The organism is Enterobacter sp. 342, assembly GCF_036663495.1.
GTDB lineage: Bacteria > Pseudomonadota > Gammaproteobacteria > Enterobacterales > Enterobacteriaceae > Enterobacter.
Map to the genome: position 1 here is coordinate 77,482 of NZ_JAWUEI010000001.1, position 19,192 is coordinate 96,673.

Annotated in this window: 20 protein-coding genes; 11 read left to right on the forward strand and 9 right to left on the reverse strand. The window is 54.3% G+C overall.

Annotated features, from left to right (window positions below):
* Positions 1 to 26: 26 nt before the first annotated feature.
* Positions 27 to 1,760, reverse strand: coding sequence for an arginine--tRNA ligase (argS, locus tag V6E55_RS00425; RefSeq protein WP_028018619.1), 1,734 nt, complete (start codon positions 1,758 to 1,760; stop codon positions 27 to 29).
* Positions 1,761 to 1,999: 239 nt separating this feature from the next.
* On the opposite strand from argS, the gene V6E55_RS00430 reads away from it, so the two are divergent.
* Together V6E55_RS00430 and cutC are read left to right on the forward strand one after the other, a co-directional pair.
* Entirely contained in the window at positions 2,000 to 2,560 is a 561-nt protein-coding gene (locus V6E55_RS00430) for a VOC family protein (protein WP_316941916.1), read from the forward strand.
* Positions 2,561 to 2,638: 78 nt separating this feature from the next.
* On the forward strand, positions 2,639 to 3,382 hold the full coding sequence (cutC, locus tag V6E55_RS00435; protein ID WP_114980168.1) for a copper homeostasis protein CutC: 744 nt from the start codon (positions 2,639 to 2,641) through the stop codon (positions 3,380 to 3,382).
* 132 nt (positions 3,383 to 3,514) lie between these two features.
* Here cutC and cmoB read toward each other — a convergent pair whose 3' ends face one another.
* Genes cmoB through V6E55_RS00460 form a run of 5 tightly spaced genes read right to left on the reverse strand, consistent with a single transcriptional unit; the run spans position 3,515 to position 7,097 of the window.
* Positions 3,515 to 4,486: a tRNA 5-methoxyuridine(34)/uridine 5-oxyacetic acid(34) synthase CmoB gene (gene cmoB / locus V6E55_RS00440; protein ID WP_114980169.1), complete on the reverse strand. Its 972-nt coding sequence runs from the start codon at positions 4,484 to 4,486 to the stop codon at positions 3,515 to 3,517.
* Positions 4,483 to 5,226, reverse strand: coding sequence for a carboxy-S-adenosyl-L-methionine synthase CmoA (gene cmoA, locus V6E55_RS00445; RefSeq protein ID WP_114980170.1), 744 nt, complete (start codon positions 5,224 to 5,226; stop codon positions 4,483 to 4,485). Before cmoA ends, cmoB begins: the two co-directional genes overlap by 4 nt.
* A gap of 41 nt (positions 5,227 to 5,267) precedes the next feature.
* Entirely contained in the window at positions 5,268 to 5,663 is a 396-nt protein-coding gene (locus V6E55_RS00450) for an MAPEG family protein (RefSeq protein WP_114980171.1), read from the reverse strand.
* Positions 5,664 to 5,715: 52 nt separating this feature from the next.
* Complete coding sequence (locus V6E55_RS00455) at positions 5,716 to 6,534, reverse strand: DUF72 domain-containing protein (protein ID WP_316941917.1); 819 nt, start codon at positions 6,532 to 6,534, stop codon at positions 5,716 to 5,718.
* Positions 6,531 to 7,097, reverse strand: a complete 567-nt coding sequence (locus tag V6E55_RS00460) for a hydrolase (RefSeq protein ID WP_114980173.1) — start codon at positions 7,095 to 7,097, stop codon at positions 6,531 to 6,533. Before V6E55_RS00460 ends, V6E55_RS00455 begins: the two co-directional genes overlap by 4 nt.
* A 264-nt stretch (positions 7,098 to 7,361) precedes the next feature.
* Between V6E55_RS00460 and aspS the strand changes: the two genes are divergently transcribed.
* From aspS to ruvB, 6 genes are all read left to right on the forward strand, one after another.
* Entirely contained in the window at positions 7,362 to 9,134 is a 1,773-nt protein-coding gene (aspS, locus tag V6E55_RS00465) for an aspartate--tRNA ligase (protein ID WP_316941918.1), read from the forward strand.
* Between the two features lies 1 nt (position 9,135).
* A complete protein-coding gene (gene nudB, locus V6E55_RS00470) occupies positions 9,136 to 9,579 on the forward strand; it encodes a dihydroneopterin triphosphate diphosphatase (RefSeq protein ID WP_114980175.1) in 444 nt (147 codons plus the stop codon).
* 27 nt (positions 9,580 to 9,606) lie between these two features.
* A complete protein-coding gene (locus V6E55_RS00475; RefSeq protein WP_028018629.1) occupies positions 9,607 to 10,347 on the forward strand; it encodes a YebC/PmpR family DNA-binding transcriptional regulator in 741 nt (246 codons plus the stop codon).
* A gap of 34 nt (positions 10,348 to 10,381) precedes the next feature.
* Positions 10,382 to 10,903, forward strand: a complete 522-nt coding sequence (gene ruvC / locus V6E55_RS00480) for a crossover junction endodeoxyribonuclease RuvC (protein WP_316941919.1) — start codon at positions 10,382 to 10,384, stop codon at positions 10,901 to 10,903.
* A 79-nt stretch (positions 10,904 to 10,982) separates the two neighbouring features.
* A complete protein-coding gene (gene ruvA / locus V6E55_RS00485) occupies positions 10,983 to 11,597 on the forward strand; it encodes a Holliday junction branch migration protein RuvA (RefSeq protein ID WP_025756925.1) in 615 nt (204 codons plus the stop codon).
* Positions 11,598 to 11,605: 8 nt separating this feature from the next.
* Positions 11,606 to 12,616, forward strand: a complete 1,011-nt coding sequence (gene ruvB, locus V6E55_RS00490; protein WP_114980176.1) for a Holliday junction branch migration DNA helicase RuvB — start codon at positions 11,606 to 11,608, stop codon at positions 12,614 to 12,616.
* 59 nt (positions 12,617 to 12,675) lie between these two features.
* Here the strand turns inward: ruvB and znuB are convergent, their stop codons facing one another.
* Both znuB and znuC read right to left on the reverse strand, forming a co-directional pair.
* Positions 12,676 to 13,461, reverse strand: a complete 786-nt coding sequence (gene znuB, locus V6E55_RS00495; protein WP_114976890.1) for a zinc ABC transporter permease subunit ZnuB — start codon at positions 13,459 to 13,461, stop codon at positions 12,676 to 12,678.
* Entirely contained in the window at positions 13,458 to 14,213 is a 756-nt protein-coding gene (gene znuC, locus V6E55_RS00500; RefSeq protein WP_316941920.1) for a zinc ABC transporter ATP-binding protein ZnuC, read from the reverse strand. The genes znuB and znuC overlap by 4 nt, the downstream gene beginning before the upstream one ends.
* Positions 14,214 to 14,290: 77 nt before the next feature.
* Between znuC and znuA the strand changes: the two genes are divergently transcribed.
* The 3 genes from znuA to lpxM all read left to right on the forward strand — a co-directional run bounded on the left by znuA (position 14,291) and on the right by lpxM (position 17,662).
* A complete protein-coding gene (gene znuA / locus V6E55_RS00505; protein ID WP_316942036.1) occupies positions 14,291 to 15,235 on the forward strand; it encodes a zinc ABC transporter substrate-binding protein ZnuA in 945 nt (314 codons plus the stop codon).
* 15 nt (positions 15,236 to 15,250) lie between these two features.
* Positions 15,251 to 16,570: a murein DD-endopeptidase MepM gene (gene mepM, locus V6E55_RS00510; protein WP_114976893.1), complete on the forward strand. Its 1,320-nt coding sequence runs from the start codon at positions 15,251 to 15,253 to the stop codon at positions 16,568 to 16,570.
* Between the two features lie 120 nt (positions 16,571 to 16,690).
* Complete coding sequence (gene lpxM / locus V6E55_RS00515) at positions 16,691 to 17,662, forward strand: lauroyl-Kdo(2)-lipid IV(A) myristoyltransferase (RefSeq protein ID WP_028018636.1); 972 nt, start codon at positions 16,691 to 16,693, stop codon at positions 17,660 to 17,662.
* A 45-nt stretch (positions 17,663 to 17,707) separates the two neighbouring features.
* Here the strand turns inward: lpxM and pyk are convergent, their stop codons facing one another.
* Complete coding sequence (gene pyk, locus V6E55_RS00520; RefSeq protein WP_114976895.1) at positions 17,708 to 19,150, reverse strand: pyruvate kinase; 1,443 nt, start codon at positions 19,148 to 19,150, stop codon at positions 17,708 to 17,710.
* Between the last annotated feature and the right edge of the window lie 42 nt (positions 19,151 to 19,192).

Below are 19,192 nucleotides of genomic sequence, written 5' to 3' on the forward strand. Positions count from 1 at the left end.
AAACCCGGCAATTGCCGGGTTTCTTTTTACATACGTTCTACGGTTTCGATACCCAGGGTATCCAGACCCAGCTTCAGGGTCTTCGCCGTGAGTTGCGCCAGCTTCAGGCGGCTGTTACGTACCGCGTCGCTTTCCGCAGACAGGATAGGGCAGTGCTCGTAGAAGCCGGAGAACAGGCCTGCCAGATCGTACAGGTAAGCACACATCACGTGCGGTGTCCCGTCACGCGCCACAACCGTCAATGTCTCTTCAAACTGCAGCAGACGCGCTGCCAGCTGCGCTTCGCGATCTTCAGTGATGGTCACGGCAGCATTCGCCAGCACGCTTTCGTCGATATTGGCTTTACGGAACACAGAGAGCACACGGGTGTAGGCATACTGCATGTACGGCGCCGTGTTGCCTTCAAACGCCAGCATGTTATCCCAGTCGAAGATATAGTCGGTGGTACGGTTCTTGGAAAGATCCGCGTATTTTACCGCACCGATACCCACGGCATTCGCCAGTTTTTCCAGCTCATCGGCAGGCATATCCGGGTTCTTCTCCGCTACCAGGCGACGGGCGCGTTCCAGCGCTTCGTCCAGCAGATCGGACAGCTTCACGGTACCACCCGCACGGGTTTTGAACGGTTTGCCGTCTTTACCGAGCATCATGCCGAACATATGGTGTTCCAGCGGAACGCAATCTGGCACGTAACCAGCTTTACGCACGATGGTCCACGCCTGCATCAGGTGCTGGTGCTGACGAGAGTCGATGTAGTACAGCACGCGGTCGGCATGCAGCGTTTCGTAACGGTATTTCGCACAGGCAATATCGGTAGTGGTGTAGAGATAGCCGCCATCCTTTTTCTGGATGATCACGCCCATCGGTTCACCTTCCTTGTTCTTGTACTCATCAAGGAACACGACCGTTGCGCCTTCGCTCTCAACTGCCAGATTTTTGGCCTTCAGGTCAGCCACAATGCCCGGCAGCATTGGGTTATAGAGACTTTCACCCATCACATCGTCACGGGTGAGGGTGACGTTCAGACGGTTATAGGTGAGTTGGTTCTGAGACATAGTAATGTCAACCAGCTTGCGCCACATCTCAAGGAAGTACTGGTCGCCGCCCTGCAGTTTTACCACGTAGCTGCGCGCGCGCTCGGCAAAGGCCTCGTCTTCATCGTAGTGTTTTTTGGCTTCGCGGTAGAACCCTTCGAGATCTGCCAGCGCCATTTCACCCGCGTTTTCCTGCTGCTGTTTTTCCAGGTAAGCAATCAGCATACCGAACTGAGTACCCCAGTCGCCCACGTGGTTCGCGCGGATCACCTTGTGACCGAGGAATTCGAGGGTACGCACGGCAGCATCACCAATGATGGTGGAGCGCAGGTGACCAACGTGCATCTCTTTTGCCACGTTCGGGGCAGAGTAGTCGATCACAACGGTCTGTGCTTCCGGCTGGGAGACACCCAGACGGTCAGATTTCAGCGCCGCGTCAACGTGGCTTGCCAGGAAAGCAGGTTCCAGGAAGATATTGATAAAGCCCGGACCCGCGATTTCGGTTTTGCTGGCAATACCGGTGAGATCCAGATGTGTCAGTACCTGCTCAGCGAGTTGTCGCGGCGGCATGCCCAGTTTTTTAGCCACTGCCATCACGCCATTAGCCTGATAGTCGCCAAACTGTACTTTTGCTGACTGACGAACCTGCGGTTCGCAATCCGCAGGCGCACCTGCGGCAATCAGTGCCTGACTGACTTTTTCGGAGAGAAGAGCCTGAATATTCACCTGGATACCTTACTTTTTTGATGCGGGCTCACAACCACCCGCGCCAGTTATAGAATTTAGGGCGGGAGTATACTGCAAATGCCTTCTGGCGTCAGCATTGCGCGGGCCGAAGATTGTTCAGAATCCAGGCTAAGACGGCGTGCATAATCATGCAGTCATAAAAAGCCTGATTCTGCGGTTGGTCAAAACAGGGCAACAGAGTAAATTAGCGGCTTTGCGACACGAAAAGAGACTGAGTTATGGCGAACTGGCAATCCATTGACGAACTGCATGATATTTCCGCAGATTTACCGCGCTTCACCCAGGCGTTCACAGAACTTGCCACCCGCCTTGGTCTGGATATCGCACCGCTTGAGGCGGATCACATCTCTTTGCGCTGCCATCAAAATGCGACCGCCGAGCGCTGGCGTCGCGGTTTTGAACAGTGTGGTGAGCTGCTCTCTGAGAACATCATTAATGGCCGCCCCATTTGCCTGTTTAAACTGCATGAACCCGTGAAGGTAGCGCACTGGGAATTCACCGTTATCGAACTGCCGTGGCCGGGTGAAAAACGTTATCCACACGAAGGCTGGGAGCATATCGAAATTGTCCTGCCGGGGGAGCCAGAAACACTGAACGCGCGCGCACTGGCTCTGTTATCTGATGAGGGCTTAAGCAAACCGGGGATTTTTGTAAAAACGAGTTCACCCAAAGGCGAACGTGAGCGTTTACCTAACCCGACGCTGGCCGTCACGGACGGACAGGTCACAGTAAAATTTCATCCGTGGACCATTGAGCAGATTGTTGCCAGTGAAGCGTGAGAGTTGTGAGTTAACGCCGGGACTAAAAATTAGCGGCGTGTCATGATGATTCGTTTAGTGGGATTTCAGGAGGATTAAATGGCGCTGCTGGAGATTTGTTGTTACAGCGTGGAGTGTGCCGTGACTGCGCAAAAACACGGTGCTGACCGCATCGAACTGTGTGCGGCACCCAAAGAGGGCGGGCTGACGCCATCCTACGGCATGTTGAAGTCTGCCCGTCAGGCCGTCACTATTCCCGTTCACCCGATTATTCGTCCTCGCGGCGGCGATTTTTGTTACACGTCGGGCGAGTTCAGTGCCATGCTTGAAGATATCACTCTGGTTCGCGAACTGGGATTCCCCGGGCTGGTTATCGGGTTGCTTGATGAAGACGGTCAGGTCGATATGCCACGTATGCGCCAGGTCATGGATGCTGCAAAAGGGATGGCAGTGACTTTTCATCGTGCATTTGATATGTGCAAAGACCCCCTGCAAGCATTTGATACGCTTGCCGAACTGGGTGTGGCGCGCATTCTGACATCGGGGCAGCAGTCCTCTGCGGAAAAAGGTCTGCAATTAATTACGGAACTAAAAGCCCATTCTGGTGTTCCAATAATAATGGCGGGTGCGGGTGTCCGTGCCAGCAATCTGGAACGGTTTTTAAACGCCGGGGTAGAGGAGCTTCACAGCTCGGCAGGCAAGTGGATGCCGTCTCCCATGCGTTATCGCAATACAGGGTTGTCAATGTCGACAGATGCTGAAGCGGATGAGTATTCACGCTACGGTGTAGAGGGAGAGTCGGTTGCGGAAATGAAGTCGCTGATTGAGCGTCATCACGTGTAGCAACGTACCGATTTTTACCGCGCATCATGTCGCCCAATATGATGCTTGCTTGTACCAGGCCCCTGCAATTTCAACAGGGGCCTTTTTTTCTCCTGCGCCAGGTCCTGCAAAGCAGGAGTAGACCGGCTAAGGCTACGGCTTTGTGGCAATCAACACCGCACGCATCGGCGCAGGATAGCCTTCAACGGTTTTGCTGTGATCAGCCGGGTCGAGGAATTGCTCCAGCGATTCGGTAATCATCCAGTCGGTGCGGCGCTGTTCTTCGATAGACGTCACGCAGACATCTGCAATGCGTACATCCACAAACCCGCACTTCTCCAGCCAGTTTTTCAGTGCCAGTGCGGAAGGGATGAAGTAGACATTACGCATTTGCGCGTAACGGTCACCCGGCACCAGAACCGCATTCTCATCGCCTTCGATAACCAGCGTTTCCAGCACCAGTTCGCCGCCGCTGACCAGTTGATCTTTAAGCTGCCATAGGTGCTCCAGTGGGGAACGGCGGTGGTACAGCACGCCCATGGAAAACACGGTATCAAAGGCTTTCAGGGCCGGCAGTTGCTCAATGCCCAACGGCAACAGGTGTGCACGCTGGTCGTTACCCAGCAATTTACGCACTGCTTCAAACTGGCACAGGAACAGCTGCATCGGGTCAATACCCACTGCCAGATGTGCCCCTGCGCCAATCATGCGCCACATGTGGTAACCACTGCCGCAGCCCACATCCAGAATTGTACGCCCGGTCAGATCGGACAGATGCGGCAGAACGCGATCCCATTTCCAGTCTGAACGCCATTCGGTATTGATGTTCACACCGTATAGTGAAAACGGTCCTTTGCGCCATGGCATCAGGTTTCGCATCAACGTTTCGATGCGGTTAGTCTGCCCGGCAGAAAGAGGCTCTTCGCTTTCTGCCGTCACGCTATGCAGCAGATCCAGACGGTGAGGTGTCAGTTCAGGCAGAAACTCCACTGCATTTGACCACTGCTTTAACAGGCCGTGCTGTTGATCGCGCTGCCAGGTGGCAATCTGAGCCGGCAGGGTTTCCAGCCAGTGGGAAAGGTGGTTTTTCGCAATCAACTGATAGAAGTTGCCGAACTCGATCATGCAGGAACCCCCGCTTTCAGTGCCACCAGGGAACCAAAGTTGAAACACTGGAACCACAGTTCACTATGTTCAAATCCTGCCTGACGCAGACGCGCTTTATGGGTCTCTACAGAGTCCGTCAGCATGACATTTTCGAGCATGCTGCGCTTCTGACTGATCTCCAGCTCACTGTAACCGTTCGCACGTTTGAAATCGTGGTGCATGTTGAACAGCAACTCACCAACCTCGGCGTCTTCAAAGCTGAATTTTTCGGAAAGAACCAGCGCGCCGCCAGGGTTCAGACCCTGATAAATTTTGTCCAGCAGTAGCTGACGGTCTTCGGGCACCAGGAACTGCAGGGTAAAATTCAGTACCACCATCGACGCGTTATTGATCTCAATCTCACGGATGTCACCCTCCACGACGTCCACCGGGGTAGGGGCTTTGTAAGCATCAATATGGCGACGGCAGCGTTCAACCATGGCCGGGGAATTATCCACGGCAATGATCCGGCAGCCTTCGTGGTGAACGTTACGACGTACCGACAGCGTTGCCGCGCCAAGCGAACAGCCCAGGTCATAGACCTTCGTGCCGGGTTGAACGAAGCGCTCAGCCAGCATGCCGATCATAGAGACAATATTGGAATAACCGGGAACAGAGCGCTGGATCATATCCGGGAAGACTTCGGCTACCCGTTCATCGAAGGTCCAGTCGCCCAGGCTGGCGATAGGCGCGGAAAAAAGCGTGTCGCGATCTGACATAACGTAAAAAGTCCGGGAAAAATAAAGTGGCGTATTGTGCGCTAATGGAAGGAGAAAACCAACTCCCACGGCATATACCAAAGGTTAGCCAGCACCATCAGCAAAAGTGAACACCACGTCGCACTCATGCCGGAACGACGCCAGCGAAACAGACGGTGGTGAAAACCGTAATAATGCATTAGCCGGCCGGCAAGCAGAAGCAGGCCACAGATGTGCACCATCCAGGTTTCTGCGCCATTCATCTCCATAAACAGCAGCAAAATTAACGCCACCGGGATGTATTCGACCGCATTGCCGTGAATGCGGATAGCGCTTTGTAGCTCGGAAAAACCGCCGTCACCGTAAGAGACGCGGTACTGCATTCTGAGGCGCACAACATCAAATGAAAACTTAATCAGTAGCAATGCACCTAACACCGCATACAGCGCGCTGACCATACAAACTCCCTGTTTTTTGGCAGATGGCACTTTACTATGATAGGGGGTGATATCAGAAAAGAGAAGATTGTTGTGGGATGACGGGGGCGCTGCCCACGGACGGTACCGCAGCCTGCAAGGTCTGCCAGAGAGCATCGACCAGTTCAGGTGCCTGTGCGATATCCGGGGTGTGCAGGAAAAGATATGGCGTGGTGGTTTGTTCCCATGTCGCTAATTTTTGCAGCCAGACGGCGAACATCTCCTGATTTTGCTGCATGTTATCGCTGCCGATAAACCTGACCATAGGGTGATGAGCCGTCACGATGGCATGAACAGGCACTTTGGGCTTTTTGCGCTGCGCATCAATGATGGCTTCGCTATGTGGAATGGCGCTGTGTACCGGACGGCTGTCGAGGATCACACGGTTGACTGAGCGCTCAAGCAGACCGCGATTGAGCGCTTTCTCTTCTTCACCTTTGGCAAAAAATGCAGGATGCCTGACTTCTACGCCATAGGTAAATTCCCTGGGTAGTGTATCCAGAAACTGCCAGAGCGCGGGCAGATCGCGTGGGCCAAAGACGGCGGGAAGCTGCAGCCAGTACTGACCTATGCGGTTTGCCAGCGGCGACATTCTGCTCAAGAACTCGGTGGTCAAATCATCGCAGTGACGCAGGGCCGCGTTATGGGAGATGGTTGCCGGAAACTTAAAGCAGAAGCGGAAATCATCGGTTGTTTGCTCACGCCAGCGTTCAACAATCTCTGCTTTGGGTAGTGCATACAGCGTGGTGTTACCCTCGACGCAATTGAAGTGTCGGGCATACTCCTCAAGGCTGGTGATGCCAAGGCGCACCCATTTCGGGTGCGACCATTGGGGCAGACCCACATACATCATAACGCGTTTAAAATCTCGTCAGTGCTGCGCACACGGCCGATGCGCGGGAAGATGTGAGTCATACTACCCTGGTGCTGTTCCGCGGAGGCCGCGCTGCAGGCATCTTCGGCAATCACAAGGTTAAAGCCCAGTTCCCACGCGTTGCGGGCGGTAGATTCCACGCCGATGTTGGTGGAAATGCCACAAAGAATGATGGTGTCGATTCCGCGACGGCGCAGCTGCAGCTCCAGATCGGTACCGTAAAACGCGCCCCACTGGCGTTTAGTCACTTCGATATCACTGTCACGTTTGCCGAGTGAGACCGGATACGTCCACCAGTTTTCCGGTAGCGAATGCGCCGCAATCTGCGCATCGACGGGCTGTTTTAAGGCTTCGGCAAAATCGGCGGACCAGCCGACGCGCACCATGACAACAGGCGCTCCGCTTGTGCGGCATTTTTCCGCCAGGCGAGCGGCGCGGCTGACCACATCATTTGCGGTGTGGGGGCCTCCGGCAAAGGGCAGGATACCTTCCTGTAAATCAATGACGACAAGCGCGGTTTTGCTGGTATCGAGTGTTAACATAGTCACTCCAGTTAAATTAATCACTTCCGCTACACCATACGACGTGATGGCCTGTTACCGGTCGGATAATTTTGTTAATTTTTGTGAGAATGCGCAATAAGAGAGCAGCAAACGACCGTCAGGCCGTGGTTCGCTCTTATCGTCCGGCGGAATTTCCAGTATAATAGCCGCCTTTTTTCATCCAGTTGTGACATACAGAAAGCTGCGACATAGTAGCCTGCATACCAGGCGACATTTAGCCTGCGGCTAATTAAGGGATATCTCATGCGTACAGAATATTGCGGGCAGCTGCGTCAGTCCCACGTTGGACAGCAGGTAACCCTGTGTGGTTGGGTCAACCGCCGTCGTGATCTTGGTAGCCTTATCTTCATTGATATGCGTGACCGCGAAGGTATCGTTCAGGTGTTCTTCGATCCGGATCGCGCAGATGCGTTGAAACTGGCTTCTGAGCTGCGTAATGAGTTCTGCATTCAGGTCACCGGCACTGTTCGTGCGCGTGACGAGAAAAACGTCAACGCAGACATGGCGACCGGCGCAATTGAAGTGCTGGCGTCCGATCTGGTGATCATTAACCGTGCTGAAGCGCTGCCGCTGGACTCTAACCACGTCAACACTGAAGAAGCGCGTCTGAAGTACCGCTATCTGGATCTGCGTCGCCCGGAAATGGCACAGCGCCTGAAAACCCGCGCGAAAATCACCAGTCTGGTGCGTCGCTTTATGGATGACCACGGTTTCCTGGATATCGAAACCCCGATGCTGACCAAAGCCACGCCGGAAGGCGCGCGCGATTACCTGGTCCCATCCCGCGTGCATAAAGGTAAATTCTACGCACTGCCACAGTCTCCACAGCTGTTCAAACAGTTGCTGATGATGTCCGGCTTCGATCGCTACTATCAGATCGTAAAATGCTTCCGTGACGAAGACCTGCGTGCTGACCGCCAGCCAGAATTTACTCAGATCGATGTGGAAACCTCCTTCATGACCGCTGAGCAGGTGCGTGAAGTGATGGAAGCTCTGGTGCGTAGCCTGTGGAACGACGTGAAAGGCGTTGAACTGGGCGATTTCCCAATTATGACCTTCGCTGAAGCCGAGCGTCGCTACGGTTCTGACAAACCTGACCTGCGTAACCCGATGGAGCTGGTGGACGTTGCTGATCTGGTTAAATCCGTTGAGTTCGCGGTATTTGCTGGCCCGGCTAACGATGTCAAAGGTCGCGTAGCTGCGCTGCGTGTACCTGGCGGTGCGGCACTGAGCCGTAAGCAGATTGACGACTACGGTAACTTCATCAAGATCTACGGCGCGAAAGGTCTGGCCTATATTAAAGTCACCGAGCGTGCAAAAGGTCTGGAAGGTATCACCAGCCCGGTCGCGAAGTTCCTGAACGCGGACATCGTGGAAGCGATCCTTGAGCGCACTGGCGCACAGGACGGCGATATGATCTTCTTCGGCGCGGACAACAAGAAAGTGGTTGCCGATGCGATGGGCGCACTGCGTCTGAAACTTGGTAAAGACCTGAACCTGACCGACGAGAACAAATGGGCACCGCTGTGGGTTATCGACTTCCCAATGTTTGAAGACGACGGTGAAGGCGGCCTGACTGCAATGCACCACCCGTTCACCTCGCCGAAAGACATGATGGCCGCAGAGTTGAAAGCCGCACCGGAAGACGCGGTGGCGAACGCTTACGATATGGTCATCAACGGCTACGAAGTGGGCGGTGGTTCAGTGCGTATTCATAGCGGTGACATGCAGCAGACCGTGTTCGGTATTCTGGGCATCAATGAGCAGGAGCAGCGCGAGAAATTCGGCTTCCTGCTGGACGCCCTGAAATACGGTACACCTCCGCACGCGGGTCTGGCCTTCGGTCTTGACCGTCTGACCATGCTGCTGACCGGTACCGATAACATTCGTGATGTTATTGCCTTCCCGAAAACCACTGCCGCGGCGTGTCTGATGACCGAAGCACCAAGTTTTGCTAACCCGGCCTCTCTGGCCGAGCTGGGCATTGAAGTGGTGAAGAAGGAAGAGAAAAACTGATATGACATATAAGCTGCCCGTTTCGGTCCTGGTGGTCATCTATGCAGAAGACACGAAGCGGGTGCTGATGTTGCAGCGGCGCGATGACCCTGATTTCTGGCAGTCGGTAACTGGCAGTCTGGAAGAGGGGGAGACCGCGCTGCAGGCCGCCGCGCGTGAAGTAAAGGAAGAGGTCACCATTGATGTTGCCAACGAGCAACTGACCCTGAAGGACTGTCAGCGCACGGTGGAGTTTGAAATTTTTAGCCATTTACGTCATCGCTATGCGCCGGGTACCGAGCGGAATACGGAATCGTGGTTCTGTCTCGCACTTCCCCACGAACGTGAGGTTGTGTTTACCGAACACCTGACCTACCGCTGGGTGAATGCGGCGGATGCCGCCGCTCTGACCAAGTCGTGGAGCAACCGGCAGGCGATTGAAGAATTTGTAATTAACGCAGCCTGAAAAGGCGCGCTCTTTGAGGATATTTTTATGGCAGGTCATAGTAAGTGGGCCAACACCAAACACCGTAAAGCGGCGCAGGATGCCAAACGCGGTAAAATCTTTACCAAAATCATTCGTGAGCTGGTAACAGCGGCACGTCTGGGCGGTGGCGATCCGGCTTCTAACCCGCGTCTGCGCGCGGCGGTTGATAAAGCGCTGTCTAATAACATGACGCGTGACACCCTGAACCGTGCAATCGCACGTGGCGTGGGCGGTGATGAAGACGCGAACATGGAAACCATCATTTATGAAGGTTACGGCCCTGGCGGTACTGCGGTCATGGTTGAGTGTCTGTCCGACAACCGTAACCGTACCGTAGCCGAAGTGCGTCACGCGTTCACCAAAACCGGTGGTAACCTGGGCACTGACGGTTCCGTTTCTTATCTGTTCAGCAAGAAAGGCGTGATCTCCTTCGAGAAAGGCGACGAAGATGTGATCATGGAAGCGGCACTGGAAGCTGGTGCAGAAGACGTTGTGACCTTCGATGATGGCGCAATTGACGTCTACACCGCGTGGGAAGAGATGGGTGCGGTACGTGACGCGCTGGAAGCGGCAGGTCTGAAAGCAGACAACGCTGAAGTGTCTATGATCCCGTCAACCAAAGCGGACATGGATGCAGAAACTGCACCGAAACTGCTGCGTCTGATCGATATGCTCGAAGACTGCGACGACGTGCAGGAAGTGTATCACAACGGTGAAATCTCTGATGAGGTTGCAGCGACTCTCTGATGAGAGCGTGTAAACCGTTAACGGGAGACGCGTGATGTCGATTATCCTTGGGATTGACCCCGGCTCACGCGTCACCGGCTATGGCGTTATCCGTCAGGTGGGACGCCAGCTAACCTATCTCGGCAGCGGGTGTATTCGCACCAAAGTGGATGATCTGCCGTCACGCCTGAAACTGATCTACGCAGGTGTGACTGAAATTATCACCCAGTTCCAGCCAGACTATTTCGCCATCGAACAGGTCTTTATGGCCAAAAACGCTGATTCGGCATTAAAACTCGGCCAGGCGCGCGGTGTGGCCATTGTTGCTGCCGTAAACCAGAATTTGCCAGTGTTCGAATACGCGGCAAGGCAGGTCAAGCAGACGGTGGTGGGGATTGGCAGCGCAGAGAAAAGCCAGGTGCAACATATGGTGCGCACCTTGTTGAAGCTCCCCGCGGACCCGCAGGCTGACGCCGCGGATGCGCTGGCTATCGCGATTACTCACTGTCATGTCAGCCAGAACGCGATGCAAATGAGCGAGTCGCGGCTCAATCTGGCGCGAGGCAGGTTACGATAATGAAAAATCAGGCTGGATGTTTATCCAGCCTTTTTTTATTATGTCGGCAGTTAATTTTTCCAGAACGCAGGAGCGTCACGTGATAGGCAGACTCAGAGGCATCATCATTGAAAAACAACCCCCGTTAGTGCTGCTGGAAGTGGGTGGCGTGGGCTATGAAGTCCATATGCCGATGACCTGCTTCTACGAGCTGCCGGACGCGGGTAAAGAGGCGATTGTCTTTACTCAGTTTGTGGTGCGTGAAGATGCTCAGCTGCTGTACGGCTTCAACAACAAACAGGAACGTACACTGTTCCGCGAGCTGATTAAAACCAACGGCGTCGGGCCGAAGCTGGCGCTGGCAATTCTCTCCGGTATGTCAGCCCAGCAGTTCGTAAATGCCGTTGAGCGCGAAGATCCCGCAGCGTTGATTAAGCTTCCGGGTATTGGTAAGAAAACCGCCGAGCGCCTGATTGTAGAAATGAAAGACCGCTTTAAAGGGCTGCATGGTGATCTCTTTACCCCGGCGGCTGACCTCGTGCTGACCTCGCCAGGTGCGCCAGCGACAGATGATGACGCCGAGCAGGAAGCAGTTGCTGCACTGGTGGCACTGGGCTATAAACCTCAGGAGGCCAGCCGTATGGTGAGTAAAATCGCCAAACCGGACGCCAGCAGTGAAACCCTGATTCGTGAAGCGCTGCGCGCTGCATTGTGAGGTAAAGGATGATTGAAGCAGATCGCCTGGTATCGGCAGGCTCCCTTCAGGCTGAAGACGTGGTGGATCGTGCGATCCGCCCGAAACTGCTTGATGAGTACATCGGCCAGCCGCAGGTACGTTCTCAGATGGAGATTTTCATCCAGGCGGCAAAACTGCGTGGCGATGCGCTCGATCACCTGCTGATTTTTGGTCCTCCGGGACTGGGGAAAACCACACTGGCGAATATCGTCGCCAATGAAATGGGCGTCAACCTGCGTACTACCTCCGGCCCGGTGCTGGAGAAAGCCGGCGATCTGGCAGCGATGCTAACCAACCTTGAACCACATGATGTGCTGTTTATTGATGAGATTCACCGCCTGTCGCCGGTGGTGGAAGAGGTGCTCTATCCGGCGATGGAAGATTACCAACTGGATATCATGATCGGTGAAGGCCCGGCAGCGCGCTCTATCAAGATCGATCTGCCACCGTTTACCCTGATTGGCGCAACAACCCGTGCCGGATCGTTGACCTCTCCACTGCGAGACCGTTTCGGGATTGTGCAGCGCCTGGAGTTTTACCAGGTGGCGGACCTTCAGCACATCGTTGGGCGTAGCGCCCGCTTTATGGGGCTGGAGATGAGCGAAGAGGGTGCGTTTGAAGTGGCGAAGCGCTCGCGCGGGACACCGCGTATCGCTAACCGCCTGCTGCGCCGCGTGCGTGACTTTGCCGAAGTGAAGCATGATGGTTCCATTTCCGCCGAGATTGCTGCTCAGGCGCTGGATATGCTGAATGTCGATGCTGAAGGTTTTGACTACATGGATCGCAAGCTGCTACTGGCGGTGCTGGACAAATTCTTTGGCGGGCCAGTGGGGCTGGATAACCTGGCGGCGGCAATCGGGGAAGAGCGCGAGACAATTGAAGATGTGCTCGAACCGTATTTGATCCAGCAGGGCTTCCTGCAACGTACCCCGCGTGGACGCATGGCCACGGTGCGGGCGTGGAATCACTTCGGGATTACCCCACCGGCAATGCCATAATGTTTAATTCCCTCTCCCACAGGGAGAGGGCCAGGGTGAGGGCATAAGCGCCCTCGATGTCAACTTGCCGTCTTCTTCATCATACTGAAAATAAATAACACCGCTGCACACAGCACCACAGACGGCCCTGCAGGCGTGTCATAAAACGCCGAGAAGGTTAACCCACCCGTTACCGCAACCATCCCAATGAGAACGGCCACGCCGGCCATCTGTTCTGGCGTGCGGGCAAAGCGGCGCGCTGTTGCTGCCGGAATGATCAGAAGGGAGGTAATAATCAGCGCTCCGACAAACTTCATCGCCACACCAATGGTCAACGCTGTCACCAGCATCAGCAGTAACTTCACGCGCTGCAATTTCACGCCATCAACAAACGCCAGATCCGGACTTACGGTCATCGCCAGCAAATTACGCCACTGCCAGAGCAGAATGCCGAGCACCACGACGACACCAATGGCGATAGAGATCAGATCTTCTGGCGTCACGGCCAGCAGGTCGCCGAACAGGTAGGCCATCAGGTCGACGCGAATGTTCGACATCAGGCTCACGACCACCAGACCCAGCGACAGGGCGCTGTGCGCCATGATGCCAAGCAGCGTATCAATGGCGAGGTGTGGGCGTTTTTCCAGCCAGACCAGACCTGCGGCAAGGAGCAGCGTGACCACAATCACCGCATAGAAAGGATTGACGTTCAGTAACAGACCAAAAGCGACGCCCAGCAGAGAGGCATGCGCCAGCGTATCACCGAAATAGGACATTCTGCGCCACACGACAAACGAGCCCAACGGGCCCGCCGCACAGGCAAGCATAATCCCGGCTAACCAGCCGGGCAGTAACAGTTCAATCATGAGTGTCCATTTCCCCGGCGCAGGACAATTCGTCCCTGTAAATCATGGCGATGATTATGATGATGGCGATAAATGCCCAGTTGCTCAGCACCGCGCGGGCCAAACATGGAGATAAACTCCGGATGCATTGACACCACTTCAGGCGTGCCGGAGCAGCAAATATGGTGGTTGAGACACAGCACTTCGTCAGTTTTTGCCATGACCAGATGCAGGTCATGGGACACCATCAGTACTGCACAATTCAGTTCCCGACGCAGTTGGTCAATTAAATCATAAAGTGCGACCTGACCATTAACGTCGACCCCCTGGGTAGGTTCATCCAGTACCAGTAACTGGGGACTACTCAGCAACGCACGGGCAAGTAAAACACGCTGGGTTTCCCCCCCGGAAAGTTTCTGCAACGGCGCGTCGATGAGATGACCCGCCTGCACGCGTTTCAGTGCCGGGAGAATATCGTTTTTTCGTGTTCCGGGACGCAGACGCAGAAAGCGGCTGACCGTCAGCGGTAATGTGGCGTCGAGGTGGAGTTTTTGCGGCACATAGCCAATACGCAATTTTTCCTCGCGCTTAATCACGCCTTCATCGGGTGTGACCAGACCCAGCACCACGCGCACCAGGGTGGATTTGCCGGCACCATTGGGGCCGAGCAACGTCAGAATTTTGCCGGGCTTCAGATCCAGCGACACGTCAGAAAGGACGCGGCGCTGCCCGAATGAGACCGAAATATTTTCAAGAGAAACCAATGTCGTCATGTCAATTTAAGCTTGAAGAAGTCAACGAATGTTATAATATCACATTCCACGCATTCACTACGATGATTAGTCGCATTATGTTACATAAAAATACGCTTCTTTTCGCAGCATTATCCGCTGCCCTTTGGGGTACAACCGCACAAGATGTTAACGCTGCGGTTGTCGCTTCGCTTAAACCGCTTGGATTCATCGCATCTGCCATTGCAGACGGGGTAACGGAAACCCAGGTTCTGCTCCCTGATGGTGCATCCGAGCATGACTATTCCCTGCGCCCGTCAGATGTAAAGCGCTTACAAAACGCGGACTTAGTCGTCTGGATTGGCCCGGAAATGGAAGCGTTTATGCAGAAGTCAGCGAAACAGGTTGCTGACGAAAAACAGGTCGCGATTGCCGAACTCCCCGGCGTGAAACCGTTGCTCATGAAAGGGGCGGATGACGACGGCGACGAACATGACCATCATGCTGCAGACGGCGAAAAAGGTGATGGAGATCACCATCACGGCGAGTACAACATGCATCTTTGGTTATCCCCAGAGATAGCGCGGCTTTCAGCGGTTGCAATCCATGACAAATTAGTGGAACTTATGCCGCAAAGTCGAGCCAAACTAGACGCCAACCTGAAGGATTTTGAGGCACAATTAGCCGCAACCGATAAGCAGGTAGGTACTGAGCTCGCACCGTTGAAAGGAAAAGGGTATTTCGTTTTTCATGACGCCTATGGCTATTACGAAAAACACTACGGTTTGACCCCGCTGGGGCACTTCACCGTCAACCCTGAAATTCAGCCTGGTGCGCAGCGTTTACATGAAATCAGAACACAGTTGGTTGAGCAAAAAGCGACATGCGTTTTTGCTGAGCCACAGTTCAGGCCAGCGGTCGTAGAAGCCGTGGCCAGGGGGACATCCGTGCGCATGGGGACCCTTGACCCGCTAGGAACGAATATCCAGTTGAGCAAAGCGAGCTATTCGCAGTTCCTCAGCCAACTGGCGAACCAGTATGCGAGCTGCCTGAAAGGAGATTAACGAGGAAGTGAATACGTGCAACAGATAGCCCGCTCTGTCGCCCTGGCATTTAACAATCTGCCTCGACCCCATCGCGTTATGCTGGGGTCGCTTACAGTTCTCACTTTAGCGGTCGCCGTCTGGCGGCCCTATGTTTACCACCCGAGTTCTGCCCCTATCATCAAAACCATCGAGCTTGAAAAGAGCGAAATCCGTTCTTTGCTGCCTGAAGCCAGTGAGCCTATCGACCAGGCGGCTCAGGAAGATGAAGCTATCCCGCAGGATGAACTGGACGATAAAACCGAGAGCGAAGCAGGGACGCACGAATACGTTGTTTCTACCGGGGATACGCTGAGTAGCGTACTGAACCAGTACGGCATCGACATGGGTAATATCAGCCAGCTGGCGGCGGCCGATAAAGATCTCCGTAATCTGAAAATAGGGCAACAGCTCTCATGGACATTAACGGCGGATGGCGATCTACAGAGTCTGACCTGGGAAATGTCTCGCCGCGAAACCCGCACCTACGAACGTACTGCAAACGGTTTCAAAATGACCAGCGAAATGCAGAAGGGCGACTGGGTCAACAGCGTTATGAAAGGGACTGTGGGCGCAAGCTTTGTTTCAAGTGCCCGAGATGCAGGGTTGACCAGCGCTGAAATCAGTTCTGTCATCAAAGCCATGCAGTGGCAGATGGATTTCCGCAAACTGAAGAAAGGTGATGAGTTTTCCGTCCTGATGTCCCGCGAAATGCTGGAAGGTAAGCGCGAGCAGAGCCAACTGCTGGGTGTACGTTTGCGCTCAGAGGGCAAAGATTATTACGCGATTCGTGCTGAAGACGGCAAGTTCTATGACCGCAGCGGCACAGGTCTTGCGAAAGGCTTCATGCGCTTCCCGACGGCGAAACAGTTCCGCGTTTCTTCTAACTTCAATCCGCGCCGTCTGAACCCGGTCACCGGACGTGTTGCACCGCATCGTGGCGTTGATTTCGCGATGCCGCAGGGTACACCGGTACTGGCTGTGGGTGATGGTGAAGTGGTCATGGCTAAACGCAGCGGAGCAGCAGGCTACTATGTTGCGGTGCGCCATGGTCGTACTTACACGACTCGCTATATGCACTTGCGCAAGTTGTTGGTCAAACCGGGTCAAAAAGTGAAACGTGGTGACCGTATCGCGCTTTCAGGCAATACCGGACGTTCTACCGGCCCGCACCTGCACTATGAAGTATGGATCAACCAACAAGCTGTTAACCCGCTGACGGCGAAACTGCCGCGCACCGAAGGCCTGACAGGTAAAGATCGTTCTGATTACCTGGCGCAGGTGAAAGAGGTGATACCGCAGTTGAGCTTAAACTAAGCCCTTTGTGTTGTTAAAAAAGCCGGTGTCAGTGTGCGCCGGCTTTTTCTTTTGTGCGTGGACGACTGCCTCGCTACACTATCTGAATAAAATTTTGCGTCATCAGACCCTGGATCCAGCATGGAAACCCAAAAAAACAATATTGAGTACATTCCTGAGTTTGAAAAATCTTTCCGTCACCCGCGTAACTGGGGTGCCTGGCTTGGCGTTTATGCATTTGCGGGTATTGCGATGTTACCGGCCTCTGTACGCGATCCTGTGCTGGGTAAAATAGGTCGCCTGGCAGGACGCTTAGGTAAAAGTGCCCGTCGCCGTGCGCAAATTAATCTTTACTACTGTTTCCCGGAAAAGAGCGACGCAGAGCGGGAAGCCATTATTGATGCCATGTATACCACTGCGCCACAGGCGATGGCGATGATGGCTGAACTGGCGCTGAAAGGGCCGGAAAAAGTCATGGATCGTGTTGACTGGAAAGGTCTGGAAATCATCGATGAGATGCGTCGCAACAACGAGAAGGTCATTTTTCTCGTTCCACACGGCTGGGGTGTTGATATTCCAGCTATGCTGATGGCGTCGCAGGGACAAAAAATGGCGGCAATGTTCCATAATCAGGGCAACAAGATCTTTGATTACGTCTGGAATACAGTACGTCGCCGTTTTGGTGGTCGCCTTCATGCGCGTAATGATGGTATCAAGCCGTTTATTCAGTCCGTCCGTCAGGGCTACTGGGGCTACTATCTGCCGGATCAGGATCACGGCCCGGAACACAGTGAGTTTGTGGATTTCTTCGCGACCTACAAAGCGACACTGCCTGCGATTGGCCGTCTGATGAAGGTGTGCCGTGCCCGTGTTATTCCGCTTTTCCCGGTTTACGATGGCAACACCCACCGTCTGAGTATTGAGGTTCGCCCGCCGATGGATGATCTGCTCACCGCAGACGATAACACCATTGCGCGTCGAATGAACGAAGAGGTGGAAATACTGGTGGGACCGCATGCGGAGCAGTATACGTGGATACTGAAACTGCTTAAAACGCGTAAGCCAGGCGAAAAAGAGCCGTATAAACGCAAAGAGCTTTTTCCAACAAAATAAAAAAAGCCCTCTCTGAAAGGAGAGGGCTTTTTAACAGAGACTGACTTACTCGACGGTCATGACGCGAGTGGTATTGGTTGAGCCGATGGTGCTCATCACATCACCCTGAGTCACGATGACAATATCACCGGATACCAGATAGCCTTTGTCGCGCAGCAGGTTTACGGCGTCATGTGCCGCAGCCACGCCGTCATTGCTGCTATCGAAGTGAACCGGGGTAACACCGCGATACAGCGCCGTCAGGTTCAGCGTACGCTCGTGTCGGGACATGGCGAAGATAGGCAAGCCGGAACTGATACGGGAGGTCATCAGCGCGGTACGGCCAGATTCGGTCATGGTGATGATCGCGGTAACGCCCTTCAGGTGGTTGGCAGCGTACATGGCGGACATCGCAATCGCTTCTTCCACGTTGTCGAACTGAACGTCCAGACGGTGTTTAGAGACGTTAATGCTTGGGATCTTCTCAGCACCCAGACAAACGCGCGCCATGGCGGCCACGGTTTCTGCAGGATACTGGCCTGCCGCGGTTTCCGCTGAAAGCATAACCGCATCGGTACCGTCCAGCACGGCGTTGGCCACGTCCATGACTTCCGCACGAGTTGGCATTGGGTTGGTGATCATGGATTCCATCATCTGAGTGGCGGTGATCACCGCACGGTTCAGCTGACGTGCGCGACGAATCAGCGCTTTCTGGATACCCACCAGCTCAGGGTCGCCGATTTCCACACCCAGGTCGCCACGGGCAACCATCACTACGTCGGAGGCGAGAATCACATCGTCCATGGCGTCCTGATCGCAAACGGCTTCCGCGCGTTCAACTTTAGCGACGATTTTGGCATCGCAACCTGCATCACGTGCCAGTCGGCGCGCATAGTTCAGGTCTTCACCACAGCGTGGGAAGGAGACGGCCAGGTAGTCAACGCCGATCAGCGCTGCGGTAACGATATCCGCTTTGTCTTTATCGGTAAGCGCTTCCGCAGAGAGGCCGCCGCCAAGTTTGTTAATGCCTTTGTTATTGGAGAGCGGGCCACCTACAGTGACTTCGGTGAACACTTTCATGCCCTGAACTTCCAGCACTTTCAGCTGTACGCGACCGTCGTCGAGCAGCAGGATATCGCCAGGCACCACGTCAGCTGGCAGGCCTTTATAGTCGATCCCGACTTTCTCTTTATCGCCTTCACCTTTGCCGAGGTTAGCATCAAGCAGGAATTTATCGCCGATATTGAGGAAGACTTTGCCTTCTTTAAAGGTCGATACACGAATTTTAGGACCTTGCAAATCGCCGAGGATGGCAACATGGCGGCCCAGTTTTGCTGCGATTTCACGCACTTTATCGGCACGTAATTTATGGTCTTCTGGCGTACCGTGAGAGAAGTTCATACGCACCACGTTGGCACCTGCGGCGATAATTTTCTCGAGGTTATTATCGCGATCGGTGGCCGGGCCTAAGGTGGTTACGATCTTGGTTCTGCGAAGCCTTCTGGACATGTAATACTCCGTTGACTGAAACAACTTTGGTGTTGCGTGAAC